Annotated in this window: 14 protein-coding genes; 7 read left to right on the top strand and 7 right to left on the bottom strand. The window is 64.3% G+C overall.

The window, feature by feature from the left end; all coding sequences use genetic code 11:
- Positions 1 to 194 precede the first annotated feature (194 nt).
- A complete protein-coding gene (locus ABIA40_RS20315) occupies positions 195 to 794 on the bottom strand; it encodes a histidine phosphatase family protein (protein WP_271542494.1) in 600 nt (199 codons plus the stop codon).
- Between the two features lie 12 nt (positions 795 to 806).
- A complete protein-coding gene (gene fabI, locus ABIA40_RS20320) occupies positions 807 to 1622 on the bottom strand; it encodes an enoyl-ACP reductase FabI (protein ID WP_018648668.1) in 816 nt (271 codons plus the stop codon).
- A 170-nt stretch (positions 1623 to 1792) separates the two neighbouring features.
- Here fabI and ABIA40_RS20325 point away from each other — a divergent pair, with 170 nt between their 5' ends.
- Complete coding sequence (locus tag ABIA40_RS20325) at positions 1793 to 2281, top strand: RNA polymerase sigma factor (RefSeq protein WP_157284797.1); 489 nt, start codon at positions 1793 to 1795, stop codon at positions 2279 to 2281.
- Positions 2282 to 2387: 106 nt separating this feature from the next.
- Positions 2388 to 3158: an anti-sigma factor gene (locus ABIA40_RS20330; RefSeq protein WP_157284796.1), complete on the top strand. Its 771-nt coding sequence runs from the start codon at positions 2388 to 2390 to the stop codon at positions 3156 to 3158.
- A gap of 317 nt (positions 3159 to 3475) precedes the next feature.
- On the opposite strand, the gene ABIA40_RS20335 is transcribed toward ABIA40_RS20330, so the two are convergent.
- Both ABIA40_RS20335 and ABIA40_RS20340 read right to left on the bottom strand, forming a co-directional pair.
- The gene (locus ABIA40_RS20335; RefSeq protein ID WP_271542501.1) at positions 3476 to 4432 is read right to left on the bottom strand and encodes a J domain-containing protein; all 957 of its coding nucleotides are present in this window, start codon (positions 4430 to 4432) and stop codon (positions 3476 to 3478) included.
- Positions 4433 to 4598: 166 nt separating this feature from the next.
- Positions 4599 to 5006 carry an RT0821/Lpp0805 family surface protein gene (locus ABIA40_RS20340; protein WP_036004044.1) on the bottom strand — a complete coding sequence of 136 codons (408 nt, stop codon included), beginning with the start codon at positions 5004 to 5006 and terminating at the stop codon, positions 4599 to 4601.
- Between the two features lie 113 nt (positions 5007 to 5119).
- Between ABIA40_RS20340 and pdxH the strand changes: the two genes are divergently transcribed.
- Positions 5120 to 5761 (top strand): pyridoxamine 5'-phosphate oxidase, encoded by a 642-nt coding sequence (pdxH, locus tag ABIA40_RS20345; RefSeq protein WP_271542503.1) that lies wholly within the window; start codon positions 5120 to 5122, stop codon positions 5759 to 5761.
- A 26-nt stretch (positions 5762 to 5787) separates the two neighbouring features.
- Complete coding sequence (locus ABIA40_RS20350) at positions 5788 to 6540, top strand: SDR family NAD(P)-dependent oxidoreductase (RefSeq protein WP_271542505.1); 753 nt, start codon at positions 5788 to 5790, stop codon at positions 6538 to 6540.
- A 177-nt stretch (positions 6541 to 6717) separates the two neighbouring features.
- Here the strand turns inward: ABIA40_RS20350 and ABIA40_RS20355 are convergent, their stop codons facing one another.
- The gene (locus ABIA40_RS20355; protein ID WP_271542507.1) at positions 6718 to 6936 is read right to left on the bottom strand and encodes a hypothetical protein; all 219 of its coding nucleotides are present in this window, start codon (positions 6934 to 6936) and stop codon (positions 6718 to 6720) included.
- 204 nt (positions 6937 to 7140) lie between these two features.
- A complete protein-coding gene (locus ABIA40_RS20360) occupies positions 7141 to 8118 on the bottom strand; it encodes a magnesium transporter CorA family protein (RefSeq protein ID WP_109144626.1) in 978 nt (325 codons plus the stop codon).
- 339 nt (positions 8119 to 8457) lie between these two features.
- Between ABIA40_RS20360 and ABIA40_RS20365 the strand changes: the two genes are divergently transcribed.
- Positions 8458 to 9138, top strand: coding sequence for a L,D-transpeptidase (locus tag ABIA40_RS20365; RefSeq protein ID WP_157284789.1), 681 nt, complete (start codon positions 8458 to 8460; stop codon positions 9136 to 9138).
- Positions 9139 to 9174: 36 nt separating this feature from the next.
- On the opposite strand, the gene ABIA40_RS20370 is transcribed toward ABIA40_RS20365, so the two are convergent.
- Positions 9175 to 10272, bottom strand: coding sequence for an extensin family protein (locus ABIA40_RS20370; RefSeq protein WP_271542510.1), 1098 nt, complete (start codon positions 10270 to 10272; stop codon positions 9175 to 9177).
- A 65-nt stretch (positions 10273 to 10337) separates the two neighbouring features.
- On the opposite strand from ABIA40_RS20370, the gene ABIA40_RS20375 reads away from it, so the two are divergent.
- Positions 10338 to 11966 (top strand): fatty-acid--CoA ligase, encoded by a 1629-nt coding sequence (locus tag ABIA40_RS20375; protein WP_271542512.1) that lies wholly within the window; start codon positions 10338 to 10340, stop codon positions 11964 to 11966.
- 284 nt (positions 11967 to 12250) lie between these two features.
- A complete protein-coding gene (locus ABIA40_RS20380; protein ID WP_404543036.1) occupies positions 12251 to 13105 on the top strand; it encodes a DUF1499 domain-containing protein in 855 nt (284 codons plus the stop codon).
- Positions 13106 to 13143 lie beyond the last annotated feature (38 nt).

The following is a 13143-nucleotide window of genomic DNA, read 5'->3' on the forward strand; positions in this document are numbered from 1 at the left end:
GCGTAACGTTGACTTGCAACGTTTATGATGAATGTCACCGTGACCTAACGCGATCTGAAGGGGCGGTCAAATGCCTGCCACAGCGTCATGGCCGGGCTTGTCCCGGCCATCCACGTTCTTGCGCACACCAAAACCGAAAAAGTCCGTGGATGCCCGGGACAAGCCCGGGCATGACGGTAGGGATGGGGCGGCCCCTAACTACACTTCTCCAACCGCCCGTCGCGGAACACGTAGACGGCGCCCTGCTCGATATAGAGATCGGCGGCGCTTGCCGGTGTCTCCAGCCCCAGGGACACCATCAGGGCCCGGCAGGTCCCGCCATGGGCCACCGCGACGGTGTCGGTCAGGAGTTGGTCGTACCAGGCGCGCACGCGGACCTGCACGTCGGCGTAGGTCTCCCCACCCGCAGGCCCGACGGTCCATTTGTCGGCGAGACGCCTGGCATAGATGTCCGGATCCCTCGCCTCGCTCTCGGCTAGCGTCAGCCCCTCCCAGGTGCCGTAGCCGATCTCGCGCAGACGATCATCGAGCGCGTAATCGGCAGGCGGCAATTCGAGCTTGCCGCGCGCGAGCTCCATGGTCTGGCGCGCACGGCCGAGCGGGCTCGACACGTAAGCCAGCGCGGCCTTGTCGTGCCCGTCGCGCTTGAACAGGTCGGCGAGAATGCCGCCAGCCTGCACGGCCTGGCTGAGGCCGCGCGCGTTCAGCGGAATGTCCCTGGTGCCCTGAAGCCTGCCGAGCGCATTCCACTCGGTCTCGCCGTGGCGAAGATAGTAGATCGTAGGCTTGGGCATTTCAGTTAGAGGCTAGTCCTTCCCGCCAAGCGAGATATCAGGCGCATCCGGCCGCTTCATGCCGAGCACGTGATAGCCGGAATCGACGTGGTGCACCTCGCCGGTGACGCCGCGCGAGAGGTCGGAGAGGAAATACAGCGCGCTGCCGCCGACGTCTTCGGTGGAGACGTTGCGCCGCATCGGCGCGTTGGTCTCGTTCCACTTCAGGATATAGCGGAAGTCGCCGATGCCGGACGCCGCCAGCGTCTTGATGGGACCTGCCGAGATCGCGTTGACGCGAATGTTCTTCTCGCCGAGATCGGCAGCGAGATAGCGCACGCTGGCTTCCAGCGCCGCCTTGGCCACGCCCATGACGTTGTAGTGCGGCATCCACTTCTCGGCGCCGTAATAGGAGAGCGTGATCAGCGAGCCGCCATCCGTCATCAGCTTCTCGGCGCGCTGCGCCACCGCCGTGAACGAATAGCAGGAGATCAGCATCGACTTCGAAAAATTCTCCTGCGTGGTGTCGACGTAGCGGCCGTCGAGCTGCTCGCCATAGGCGATCGCATGCACCAGGAAGTCGATCTTGCCCCATTTCTCCTTCAGCACAGCGAAGACGGCATCGATGGTCGCGGCATCGGTGACGTCGCAATGGCCGAGCACGAGGCCGCCGATCTCGGCGGCGAGCGGCTCGACGCGCTTCTTCAGCGCATCGCCCTGATAGGTGAAGGCGAGCTCGGCGCCCGCGGCGTGGCATGCCTTGGCGATGCCCCAGGCGATCGAGCGGTTGTTGGCGACGCCGAGGATGACCCCGCGCTTTCCTTGCATCAGACCCGAATTCTGCGCCATTTTTTGCACGTCCCGTCGAACTCTCGTTGAGGTCTGGAGGTACACCAGCCCTCCCCCGCGGTACAGCCCTAATCCGCATTAACGCTGTTTCGAGTGCCGGAATAGCCGTTCCGCTTGGGTGTTATGATCGCTATAGGCGCGCGCCTAACGCCAGGGATGTCAGGACCGCAATGAGTGCGTTTCGCCAGAGTGTGGAAGCCATGATCCCGGCGTTGCGCCGCTACGCCCGCGCGCTCACACGCGATGCCGATGCGGCCGACGATCTGGTCCAGGATACGTTGGTACGCGCGCTGCGTTCGGAGCGGCTGTTTCTCGGAGGCGACGTCAGGAGCTGGCTCTATACGATCCTGACCAACCTCAACAAAAACCGACGGCGCTCGCTGGCAAGGCGGCCGCAATTCATGCCGCTGACGGATAACAACCCCGATGCAAGCGGGACCGAGGCCGAAGGACGCGACATCGAGAAGGCGCTGACCACCCTCGTCGAGGAGCAACGTTCGGTGCTGCTGCTGGTGATGCTGGAAGGCATGAGCTACCGCGAGGTTGCCGACATCCAGGGCGTGCCGATCGGCACCGTGATGTCGCGCCTGGCGCGCGCAAGAGCCCACGTCAAAGCCTCGCTGGAGGGCGAGCGTACGGCGCTCAGGCGGGTGAAATGATGGCCGGGTCGATGCATCGAACGATCTCCGCCCGCAGCCGGATAGTGAGCTGCGCGAAGCTAACTCGCAGAAGACATTTTGGGCCGCAGAGCCAGAGACGACCGATATGAACGACCGCAACATCCCAGTGACCGAGGACGAACTGCACGCCTATGTCGACGGCGAGCTGCCGGCCGAGCGACGCGCCGACGTCGAGGCCTTTCTTGCCGCCCACCCCGAGGACGCCGAGCGGGTGCAGTCCTGGCGGACCATGGCCGAGATGCTGCACGCGCGTTACGATTCGATTGCCCATGAACGGGTGCCCGCACGGCTCGAGCTCGAGAGGCTGGAGCGCCGCCCGCGGCAATGGTTTTATGGCGCCGCCGCGGCCGTGCTGGTCGCCTTCGTCGCCGGCGGCACCGCCGGCTGGGTGGCGCATGGCGCCGCCAACGCACCCTCGACCTTCCGGAGCTTTACGGCGGACGCACTCGATGCCCACCGCCTCTATGTCGTCGAGGTCCGCCACCCCGTTGAGGTCGGCGGCAACGAGCGCGATCACTTGCAGGCCTGGCTGACCCGGCGCTGCGGCTGGACCGTGTTCGCGCCGAACCTGGAGGCGAGCGGGCTGAAGCTGGTCGGCGGCCGGCTTCTGCCGGGACCGAACGGCCCGGCGTCGTTCCTGATGTACGAGGGCGCTTCGGGCGAGCGGTACACGATCTACAGCGCCAAGACCGAGAATGGTGCGACGCAAATGCGCTACGCCAAGACGGACAAGGACGGCGCGTTGTTCTGGTCCGAGCGCGGCGTCGGCTACGTCGTCAGCGGCAGCAGCGATCGCGAGCGGCTGACCAAGGTGGCGCAGGCCGTCTACGACCAAGCAGAGAAAAATGGCACCTAGACAACCGCACAAGCGCTGTGCCTAGATTCCGTCATCGAAAATTTGGAATCAGGACATCGACGCGTCTCATTATCGCACCGGGTGTTCACGCGATTATGAGTGGCGTTCGATCCGCCGATCGACGCGGGCGGCCTCGATTGGGGTTTTTGGTACCGCGCTGGTCCCCCTCTCGAGGCCGCACCTTTTTATCGGCTGCCCCGCCGGACAGCCGACACGTCGAAACCATGAAGCGCTACCACGCCTCAGGCGTATGATGGGCATCATCTCCAGGACGATGCCGTGGTCCTTTAGGAGAACCCCTTCAGTTCGCTCTCGCCCTAACCGACACCGCTACGTGGATTGTAGGGGTGTTGGTCCCGCCACTTCTCCATCAATGCTTCAAGCTCGGCGTCGTTCCCGTCCGGTAGCATAATCCTGATGATGACGAAGAGATCCCCGATTCCGCCGGCTTTCGGAAGGCCCTTGCCCTTGAGGCGGAAGGTCCGACCGCTGGAGGTGTTCTTGGGGACCGAGAGCTCCACGGCATTGCCGAGGGTCGGCACGCGGACCTTGCCGCCGAGCACCGCCTCGTAGAGCGTGACCGGCAGGTCGATCCTGAGGTCTGCGCCTTCGACCTTGAAGAACGGGTGCGGTGCAATGTTGATGGTGATCAGGAGATCGCCGGGCGGATGGCCCTGCGCACTTTCTCCCTGCCCCCGCAGCCTGATCTGCTGGCCCTCGGTGACCCCGGCCGGAATCTTGACGTTGAGCTCCTTGCCCGTCGGCAGCCGGACACGCTTCTCGCCGCCCTTGACCGCCTCTTCCAGCGAGACGCTCATGGCGACGTTGACGTCGAGATCGAGCCCGATGCCGCCAGTGTCGAACTCGAACTGGGCGCCGGCTCCGGGCCGCGCGCCGCGCATCCCGCCGCCGAACATGCTGTTGAGGATGTCCTCGAACGCGCCGCCGCCCGGGCCGCCCGCACCGCCGCTTCGGAACGTATAGCTTTCGAATCCGCCAGGGCCCGCGCGGCCGCGAGGACCGCCGCCGCCCGGAAAACCCTGGAAGCGCGGCTTGCCCTCGGCGTCGATCTCGCCGCGGTCAAACTGCTTGCGCTTGTCCTCGTCGCCGAGGATCTCGTTGGCCGAGTTGATCTCGGCGAAGCGTTCGGCAGCCTTCGGATCACCCTTGTTGCTGTCAGGATGGTGCTTCTTGGCCAGCTTGCGATAGGCGCTCTTGATCGCGGCAGCGCTGGCGCTCCGCGGCACCCCCAAGACCTCATAGGGGTCGCGCATTCGTCACGTCTCCTTCAAGAAATCGAATTGTTCAAAGGGCTCCCCGCCCCACCTGCGGGTGATGTGGGAAGAGAGTGGCATTTTTGCAACTAGGAACGCGAGCTGAAGCTCTATCTTTGGAGCATGGTCTGATCGGAAAACCGGTTCCCACGTTTCCGGATCATGCTCAGCTCCGCCACGGCTTTAGCGTATGAATCTCCCAACGGCCACGGCCGCTTTGGCAGCCGGCGCCCTGGAGCCAGCTTTCGGTATTGCCGTTGACGTAGCTCGCCAGGAAGTCGCGGCATTTGCGCCCGTCCTCGGCGGCGTAGGACTGGGCGATGGGCGTCACCGAGCCGCGCGCCCCGGTCTCCGGATTCTCCCAATGCTGGCTGGAATCCTTGTCGCCCTTGCTGAGGACGTCGGAGGCGGCATTGCGGGTGAAGGCGAGATCGGTCTCGGTCGGGGGAGCGTCCTTCGCCGGCCGCGCGATCGAGCCGGTGAGGTCGCTGTCCTCGGCCTTGGCATAGGCGCTGCCGTCGTTGCGGGAAAAGCTGCAGCCGCCGGCACCAAGCCCGATCAGAATCATCGTCATGACGAAGCCGGACGGCCGGATCGCCGATAGGCCAACGCGTCCCCATGCCCTATATAGGGCGGTAGCGGACAACAACGCGTTTTGGGCCGCGGGACGCAACTCGGACTCCGGACATGACCGACACGACCTCGATGAAACACCAGACACCCTTAACATCCGGTGATTTCACCGCCGCCGACGAGCCATTTGCGTTGTTCGAGGCCTGGCTGAACGAAGCGGTCAAGAGCGAGCCGAACGATCCGAACGCCATGGCGCTCGCAACGGTCGATCCCGACGGGCTGCCTGATGTGCGCATGGTGCTGATGAAGGGCTTCGATACCGAGGGTTTCGTCTTCTACAGCCATATCGCCAGCCAGAAGGGCCGCGAACTCGCCGCAAATCCTAAGGCAGCGTTACTTTTTCACTGGAAGTCGCTGCGCCGTCAGGTCCGCATCCGCGGCAACGTGACGCCGGTGACCGACGCCGAGGCCGACGCTTATTTCGCGACCCGACCGAAGCAGGCCCAGATCGGCGCCTGGGCGAGCAAGCAATCGCAAGAGCTGGAGAGCCGCTTCGCGTTCGAGCAGGCCATCGCCAAGGTCGCGGCCAAATACGTCATCGGCGAAGTGCCGCGGCCGCCGGGCTGGAGTGGCTGGCGCATCACGCCGTTGCGGATCGAGTTCTGGCACGACCGCCCGTTCCGCCTGCACGACCGCATCGAATTTCGCCGTGACGCCGCGGGCCAACCGTGGTCCAAGACGCGAATGTATCCGTAAGCTTTGGGCCGACCTGAAAGATGTCCATGCCGCATTCGTCCAATGCGCCGCGCCGTACGCTGCTCCTGACCGGAGCCAGCCGCGGCATCGGCCACGCCACCGTGATCCGTTTCTCCTCGGCCGGCTGGCGCGTCATCACCTGCTCGCGGCACCCTTTCCCCGAGGACTGCCCCTGGGACGCCGGGCCGGAGGACCACATCCAGGTCGACCTCGGCGATCCCCAGGACACCGCGCGCGCGATCTCGGAGATCCGCAACCGGCTCGAGGGCGGCATGCTGCATGCCCTGGTCAACAACGCCGCGATCTCGCCAAAGGGCCCGGGCGGCTCCCGGCTCGGCTCGGTCGACACCGACCTCGAGACCTGGACGCACGTCTTCCACGTCAACTTCTTCGCGCCGATCATGATGGCGCGCGGGCTGATCGAGGAATTGAAGGCGGCAAAGGGCTCGGTGGTGAACGTCACCTCGATCGCGGGCTCGCGCGTGCACCCCTTCGCCGGCGCCGCCTATGCCACCTCGAAGGCCGCATTGGCTTCGCTGACACGCGAAATGGCCTCGGACTTCGGCCGCGTCGGCGTGCGCGTCAACGCGATCGCGCCGGGCGAGATCGACACCTCGATCCTGTCGCCGGGCACCGACAAAATCGTGGAGCAGCAGATCCCGATGCACCGCCTCGGCACGCCCGACGAAGTGGCAAAGATCATCTACGTGCTGTGCACGGACACCAGCTCCTACGTCAACGGCGCCGAGATCCACATCAACGGCGGCCAGCACGTGTAGACGGGCACTGTCATTGCGAGCGAAAGCGAAGCAATCCAGACTGCCTCCGCAGAGACAGTCCGGATTGCTTCGTCGCTTCGCTCCTCGCAATGACGGAAGTGGAAATGGCCGCTCAGGGAAGCAAGGCGATCCAGACAACGCCGCCGCAAGGCCTGGATCGCCCTTACCTTCCGTTCCTCAATCGAGTCGAATCCGACGTGACCGCTTGCGCGGCCGCGGAGCGGCCGTGCTGAATGCAGTCGAGCAGTCGTCGTCGTTCTCACCATCGAGCAGCGGAGCACCACAGTGCCGGCACATGCGTGCCGACATCGACGGCGCCTTGCCGCTCGTCATCGCCTGACGGTAGTTCGCCAGATCGATGACGTTGCGGGGCGACGTTATGTGTTTCTCAACCATGGCTGTTCCTCGCGGCTACGCCCTGCTTATCGCAGACAAGTTTCGCGCAAACGTTCAGCCCACCGCTCAAATTTTACCGGAGGAATTGCGGCATGACACACGCGTCACCGCGTCGCCGCAATCCCGATCGATTCTGCGACACGATTCATCGTGTCTATGCGAGCGGCGTAAGGTCTCGGTAGGTATCTTTGCTCGCGCACGATCCTACAGCCACTTCTTCCACTTGAAGATCCAGTACGGGACGATGGCGGCGATCAGCATCATCACCAGCGCCATCGGATAGCCGTGCACCCATTCGAGTTCCGGCATCACCTTGAAGTTCATGCCGTAGATCGAGGCGATCAGAGTCGGCGGCATCAGGACAACGGCCATGACCGAAAACAGCTTGATGATGTTGTTCTGCTCGAGATTGACGACGCCGAGCATGGCGTCGAGCACGAAGGTGATCTTGCTGGAGAGATAGGAGGCGTGATCGGTCAGCGAGGCGACGTCGCGCTGCATGGTCTTGAGCTGCTCGCGCATGTCCTTCGACCACTTCACGCCCTCGACCACGGCGGACAGGAACGTCACGACGCGGCCGATCGACACCAGGCTCTCGCGAACCTTCGAGGTCAAATCGCCCTTGCGGCCGATCGAGATCAGGATCTGGGAATATCGCTTGGCGTGGCCGTGGCGCTCGCTCTCCGGCTCGAAGATCTCGTGGGAGACCTGGTCGATCTCGGCGCCGCAGCGCTCCAGAATGTCGGCGCAGCGGTCGATCACGGCGTCCAGGAGCTCCATCAGCACCATCTCGCCGGTGATCGAGGGCGTGCAGGAGCGGGCGAGCTTGGCCTCGACCAGCGCAAAGGGCTTGGGCAGGTCGTAGCGGACCGTCACCAGGCGGTGGTCGCCGAGGATGAAGGTCACCGCCGTGGTCCGGGGCATGTCGGTATCGGAGTGGCACATCAGCGTCGCGGTCATGTAGCGCGCGCCGTTCTCCATATAGAGGCGACTGGAGATCTCGATCTCCTGCATGTCTTCCCGGGTCGGGATGGCGATGCCCGCCAGCCGCTCGACCGCCTTGTCCTCGGCAGCCGAGGGGTTGACGAGGTCGATCCAGACTGCGTTCTCCGGCAGCGCTGTGAGATCCTCGACAACCGCCTTCTTGAGGGAGGTCTCGGAGGGAACGAACACCGAAAACATCAAAAGCTCCAGAGATCCTGCGACAGAACGACAGCCCTTAGCGCGATTCTGACAGGTTCACGATGACAAGAACATTAACGGAGCGTTTAGATCCGCGGCGGCCCCAAGGCTTAACTGTGGCGCCGGAGGAACAGTCTGGCGCGTCTTACCAAAAAAACCCGCACGACATCCCCAAATTTGCGGCAGAAAAGCCACAGCTGCGGTCTTACAGCCCTGGAAAACGGCTTCAGCGCTGGAATTGTGGCAGATTTCAACCATAATGGGCTTAACGGAGTCGAGGAACTTGAGCGCTACGCTCAGGTCCCTTCCGCACGGTATTGTTTTGATTGGAACCAAACCATGTCGTCGCTGAGAATTATTTTTGGGATTTTGGCCGCTGGCCTGCTGCTGTCGGGCTGCATGCAGGCCACCACGCGCTACGAGGCGACGGACACCAAGGCGTTCAAGCCTAAGGATAAAGAGCTCCTTGCCAAGGTGAAATACGAGAATACCGCGGTCGCAGAACCGTTCCGCCGCGCCATTGTCGAATTCCACCGCAAGGAAGCGCCGGGCTCGATCGTGGTCGATTCCGACAACCATTACCTCTATTACGTGCTGGAGGGCGGCAAAGCGATCCGCTACGGCATCACCGTCGGCGAAGAAGCTATGGCCTGGTCGGGCATCGCCAAGGTGGCCAGCAAGACCGAGTGGCCGGCCTGGCACCCCACCCCCGGCGAAATCTCGCGCTTGGGCGTGCCGACCTATGTCGCACCCGGACCGGACAATCCGATGGGCTCCCGCGCCCTGTACCTTCATTCTGGGGGCAAGGACACGCTGTTCCGCATCCACGGCACCAACCAGCCGGAATATATCGGCGCCTCGATCTCGTCAGGCTGCATCCGCCTGACCAACGAGGACGCGATCGATCTCTATGATCGCGTCAAGCTCGGCACCCTCGTCGTGGTGCTCGAGCCCAAGCACGGCGATTCGCCCTACAAGCCGCGCCTCGCGCTCCAGGGCGGTTCCAGCTCACCCTACTAAGCAGGCCATGCCCGAGGCTTTTCAAAGGCGCCGGTTTCACCGGCGCTTTTTTGTTGCCGGCTGGTGTGATCTGGCTTTGTTGCCATCCGCCGCCGGCTTGTTGGCAGGCGCAGGAGGCGTCTCCGCCCCACCGTCGTCGGCGCCCTCCTTTGCCTCGGGCTTGGCCGCGACCTCGCGCGGCGGTGCCTCCTCGGGACGTTCCGCCGGCAGCAGCGGTGCGACCTGAGGCAGCGGATCCCAGACGTTCCACTGGCAAATCCGGTAATCGTTGCGCCGTTGCACGAGATCGAGATGGATGTGGTCCTCGTGGTACCAGTCCGAACCCGGGCCGAGCACGGTGGAAAAGCGAGTGCAGACCGAGTGCAGCACGCGCTCGCGCACCTCGCGCGAGGTGGTGCGGTCGGTCAGGCCGATCGACTGCCCATTGGCAAGCTTGACGGCGCGGATGTCGATGGCATTGGCCTTGCCGTGCTCGGACAGCATCGCGCCGGCCACGCGGTTGCGGCCGCGGCACTCGAAGCTGTCGAAATTGTCGAGCTCGCTGACGGCGGAGCCGAGGCTGGTCGCCAGCGGCGCCATGTCCTTGCGCACCCAATCGGCGAGCGCGGACGCCATGGTGCAGCGGAGGATGGCCGCCGGCTTGACCGTCACCTTGCGCTTGTCCGGCAGCACGATGGCCTCCAGCCGCACCAGATCCTCGCCGCCGCAGGCACCCGGACCGCGGATATCCGGAATGGACGGCGCGATCGCGATCTCCTCGGTCAGCGCCAGCCGGCAGGCCGAGGCCTGCTTCTCGGGCGGCGGCGCGGCCTCGGCGGGCTTGTCCGCGCTTGGCTTGTCGGGAGACGGCTTGTCGGGGGACGGCTTGCCGTCTGCCTGCGCCGCCCCCTCATCCGACGCTTTGGGGGCCTCCTCGGGACGCGGCTTCGGCAGCGGAATCCTGGCGGCGCGAACGGTTGCGCGGGGCTTCGGTGCTCCAAGGTTGAAGATATCGAGCGGCGCAGGATATTTCCGCGCCTCTGCCCTTTCGGCGAGCAGCAACAGCCCCGCCGCAGCGGTAACCATTGCCGCCCCGGCGGACATATAGCCGCGACAAGACCATTTGCGACGAAAGTCCGGCAGGCTAAAACTCATGGCAATTCTTTGGCCCAACGCTGAGAGCGATAACGCGCCCAGCGACTTCTCGGAGGAACGTCGGAATGCTTGGTTTGATGCAAGATTGGCCCCTGCTCTGCCACCGGATCATCGAACACGCCGCCAGGATTCATGGCAAGCAGGAGGTGGTCACACGCTCGGTCGAGGGACCGATCCATCGCACCAACTACGCCGAGATCCACAAGCGCGCGCTCAAGGTCTCGCAGATGCTGGAGCGCGACGGCATCAAGCTCGGCGATCGTGTCGCAACGATCGCCTGGAACACCTGGCGCCATCTGGAGGTCTGGTACGGCATCATGGGGATCGGCGCCATCTGCCATACCGTCAATCCGCGCCTTTTCCCCGAACAGATCGCCTGGATCATCAATCATGCGCAGGATCGCGTCGTAATGACCGATCTCACCTTCATTCCGATCCTGGAGAAGATCGCGGACAAGCTGCCCAGCGTGGAGCGCTACATCGTGCTCACCGACAAGGCTCACATGCCGGAGACCACGCTGAAGAACGCGGTCGCCTACGAGGACTGGATTGCGCAGGCCGACGGCAAATTCAAATGGAAGGACTTTGACGAGAACACGGCGGCGGCGATGTGCTACACCTCCGGCACGACCGGCGATCCCAAGGGTGTGCTGTATTCGCATCGCTCCAACGTGCTGCACGCGCTGATGGCCAACAACGTCGACGCGCTCGGCACCAGTGCGTCCGAGACAATGCTGCCGGTCGTTCCGCTGTTCCATGCCAACAGCTGGGGCATCGCCTTCTCCGCGCCCTCGCAGGGCACCAAGCTGGTGATGCCGGGCGCCAAGCTCGACGGCGCCTCGGTCTACGAACTGCTCTCGACCGAGAAGGTGACGCACACCGCCGGCGTGCCGACGGTGTGGCTGATGCTGCTCCAGCACATGACCGCCAACAATCTCAAACTGCCGGATCTGAAGATGGTGATCTGCGGCGGCTCGGCAATGCCGCGCTCGATGATCAAGGCCTTCCTCGACATGGGCTCGAACGTCCGCCATGCCTGGGGCATGACCGAGATGAGCCCGATCGGCACCGTCGCGGCGCTGAAGCCGCCGTTCCAGAATGCGACCGGCGATGCCAGGCTCGACGTGCTGCAGATGCAGGGTTATGCGCCGTTCGCCGTGCAGATGAAGATCACCGACGATGCCGGCAAGGAACTGCCCTGGGACGGCAAGACCTTCGGCCGCCTCAAGGTCTCCGGTCCCGCCGTCGCCAAGGCCTATTACCGCGTCGACAGCAACATCCTCGACGAGGACGGCTTCTTCGACACCGGCGACGTCTCGACCATCGACGAGGACGGCTATATGCGGATCACCGACCGCTCCAAGGACGTGATCAAGTCCGGCGGCGAGTGGATCTCCTCGATCGACCTCGAAAACCTCGCGGTCGGCCACCCCGCCGTGGCGGAAGCCGCCGTGATCGGCGTTTTCCACCCGAAATGGGACGAGCGGCCGCTGCTGATCGTGCAGCTCAAGCAGGGCCAGCAGGCCACGCGCGAGGACATCCTGAAGTTCATGGAGGGCAAGATCGCCAAATGGTGGATGCCCGACGACGTCGCTTTCGTCGACGGCATTCCGCACACCGCCACCGGCAAGATCCTGAAGACGGCGCTGCGCGACCAGTTTAGGGATTACCGGTTCCCGAACGCGGCGGCGTAGGCAGTGGTGCTCACCCTCCCCTGGAGGGGTCCTGGAGGGGGAGGGTCGATCGCGCGCAGCGCGAGCGGGGTGGGGTGATCTCTCCGCTCGGGCAGTGTCGGATGTGGAGAGACCGTCACCCCACCCCGTCTCACACTTCGCTGCGCTCCATGTGAGCCGACCCTCCCCCTCCAGCGCAGGGTAAGAGGGTGATCGACCCTTGAATTTGCCCCTCGGCCGTGGTCTCAACGGCGCATTGTCGCGCCAGATCGGCCGGCATCGCCAACCCCGGCAGAGCTCACCCGATGGCCCGCAGGTTTTCCGCTCCCTACCAGTCGGAGCCCGTGTCCAGCCTCGCGAGCTGGGCGCGCAATCTGGCCGTATTCGCGGTTCTGGCGGTGGTGGTGTCGATCATCGTCGTCCGTTTCGATTTCCTGGAGCCCAAGCCGGCGCTGGCGACGTTCATCGGCGGGCTCGCGATCGCCGGCCTCTCGATCCTGTTCGGGCTCGCCGGCTTTGCCGCAATCTGGCAGAACGGCTCGCGCGGCATGGCGCGCATCCTGCTCGCCTTCCTGATCGACGGGGCGATCCTCGCCTATCCCGCCTATCTGGCCTTTCAATATCGCAAGCTGCCGTCGATCTACGACATCACCACCGACCCGATCGATCCGCCGCGCTTCGATGCGCTGGCGCGCCTGCGCACCGGCGAGGGCACCAACACCGCGGTCTATGCCGGCCTCTATTCGGCGGAGCAGCAGCGCCATTTCTATCCCGAGATCGAGCCCGTCGAGCTCGAGATCTCGGCCGACCGCGCCTATGCGATCGCGCTTCAGCTCGTCCACAAGCGCAAATGGATCGTGATCGACGAGCGCGCACCGCAGCCGCCGCGCCGCATCGGTCGCATCGAGGCGGTGGCGCGCACGCCGATCATGGGTTTCCGCGAGGACGTTTCGATCAGGGTCGTGCCGGATGGCGATGATTCCCGCGTCGATATCCGCTCTGCGTCGCGAAATTTCGACAGCGACCTCGGCAGCAACGCCGCACGCGTCAAGACATTCATCGACGACCTCAACACCGCCGCCGACGCCGATGCACTCAAGCCGGTGAAGAAGACGCCGGTGACGCCGCCCAAGGCGCCGGCGAAGACGGTGAAGAAGTGACTTGGCGAATGGGGAGTAGCGAATAGCGAATGGAGCCG

The sequence above is a fragment of the Bradyrhizobium sp. USDA 223 genome (assembly GCF_044909005.1).
Lineage (GTDB): Bacteria > Pseudomonadota > Alphaproteobacteria > Rhizobiales > Xanthobacteraceae > Bradyrhizobium > Bradyrhizobium yuanmingense.

Coding starts and splice junctions, on each gene's coding strand:
- ABIA40_RS20315 (WP_271542494.1), bottom strand. CDS start 794: ATGCCCAAGCCTACGATCTACTATCTTCGCCACGGCGAGACCGAGTGG.
- fabI (WP_018648668.1), bottom strand. CDS start 1,622: ATGGCGCAGAATTCGGGTCTGATGCAAGGAAAGCGCGGGGTCATCCTC.
- ABIA40_RS20325 (WP_157284797.1), top strand. CDS start 1,793: ATGAGTGCGTTTCGCCAGAGTGTGGAAGCCATGATCCCGGCGTTGCGC.
- ABIA40_RS20330 (WP_157284796.1), top strand. CDS start 2,388: ATGAACGACCGCAACATCCCAGTGACCGAGGACGAACTGCACGCCTAT.
- ABIA40_RS20335 (WP_271542501.1), bottom strand. CDS start 4,432: ATGCGCGACCCCTATGAGGTCTTGGGGGTGCCGCGGAGCGCCAGCGCT.
- ABIA40_RS20340 (WP_036004044.1), bottom strand. CDS start 5,006: ATGACGATGATTCTGATCGGGCTTGGTGCCGGCGGCTGCAGCTTTTCC.
- pdxH (WP_271542503.1), top strand. CDS start 5,120: ATGACCGACACGACCTCGATGAAACACCAGACACCCTTAACATCCGGT.
- ABIA40_RS20350 (WP_271542505.1), top strand. CDS start 5,788: ATGCCGCATTCGTCCAATGCGCCGCGCCGTACGCTGCTCCTGACCGGA.
- ABIA40_RS20355 (WP_271542507.1), bottom strand. CDS start 6,936: ATGGTTGAGAAACACATAACGTCGCCCCGCAACGTCATCGATCTGGCG.
- ABIA40_RS20360 (WP_109144626.1), bottom strand. CDS start 8,118: ATGTTTTCGGTGTTCGTTCCCTCCGAGACCTCCCTCAAGAAGGCGGTT.
- ABIA40_RS20365 (WP_157284789.1), top strand. CDS start 8,458: ATGTCGTCGCTGAGAATTATTTTTGGGATTTTGGCCGCTGGCCTGCTG.
- ABIA40_RS20370 (WP_271542510.1), bottom strand. CDS start 10,272: ATGAGTTTTAGCCTGCCGGACTTTCGTCGCAAATGGTCTTGTCGCGGC.
- ABIA40_RS20375 (WP_271542512.1), top strand. CDS start 10,338: ATGCTTGGTTTGATGCAAGATTGGCCCCTGCTCTGCCACCGGATCATC.
- ABIA40_RS20380 (WP_404543036.1), top strand. CDS start 12,251: ATGGCCCGCAGGTTTTCCGCTCCCTACCAGTCGGAGCCCGTGTCCAGC.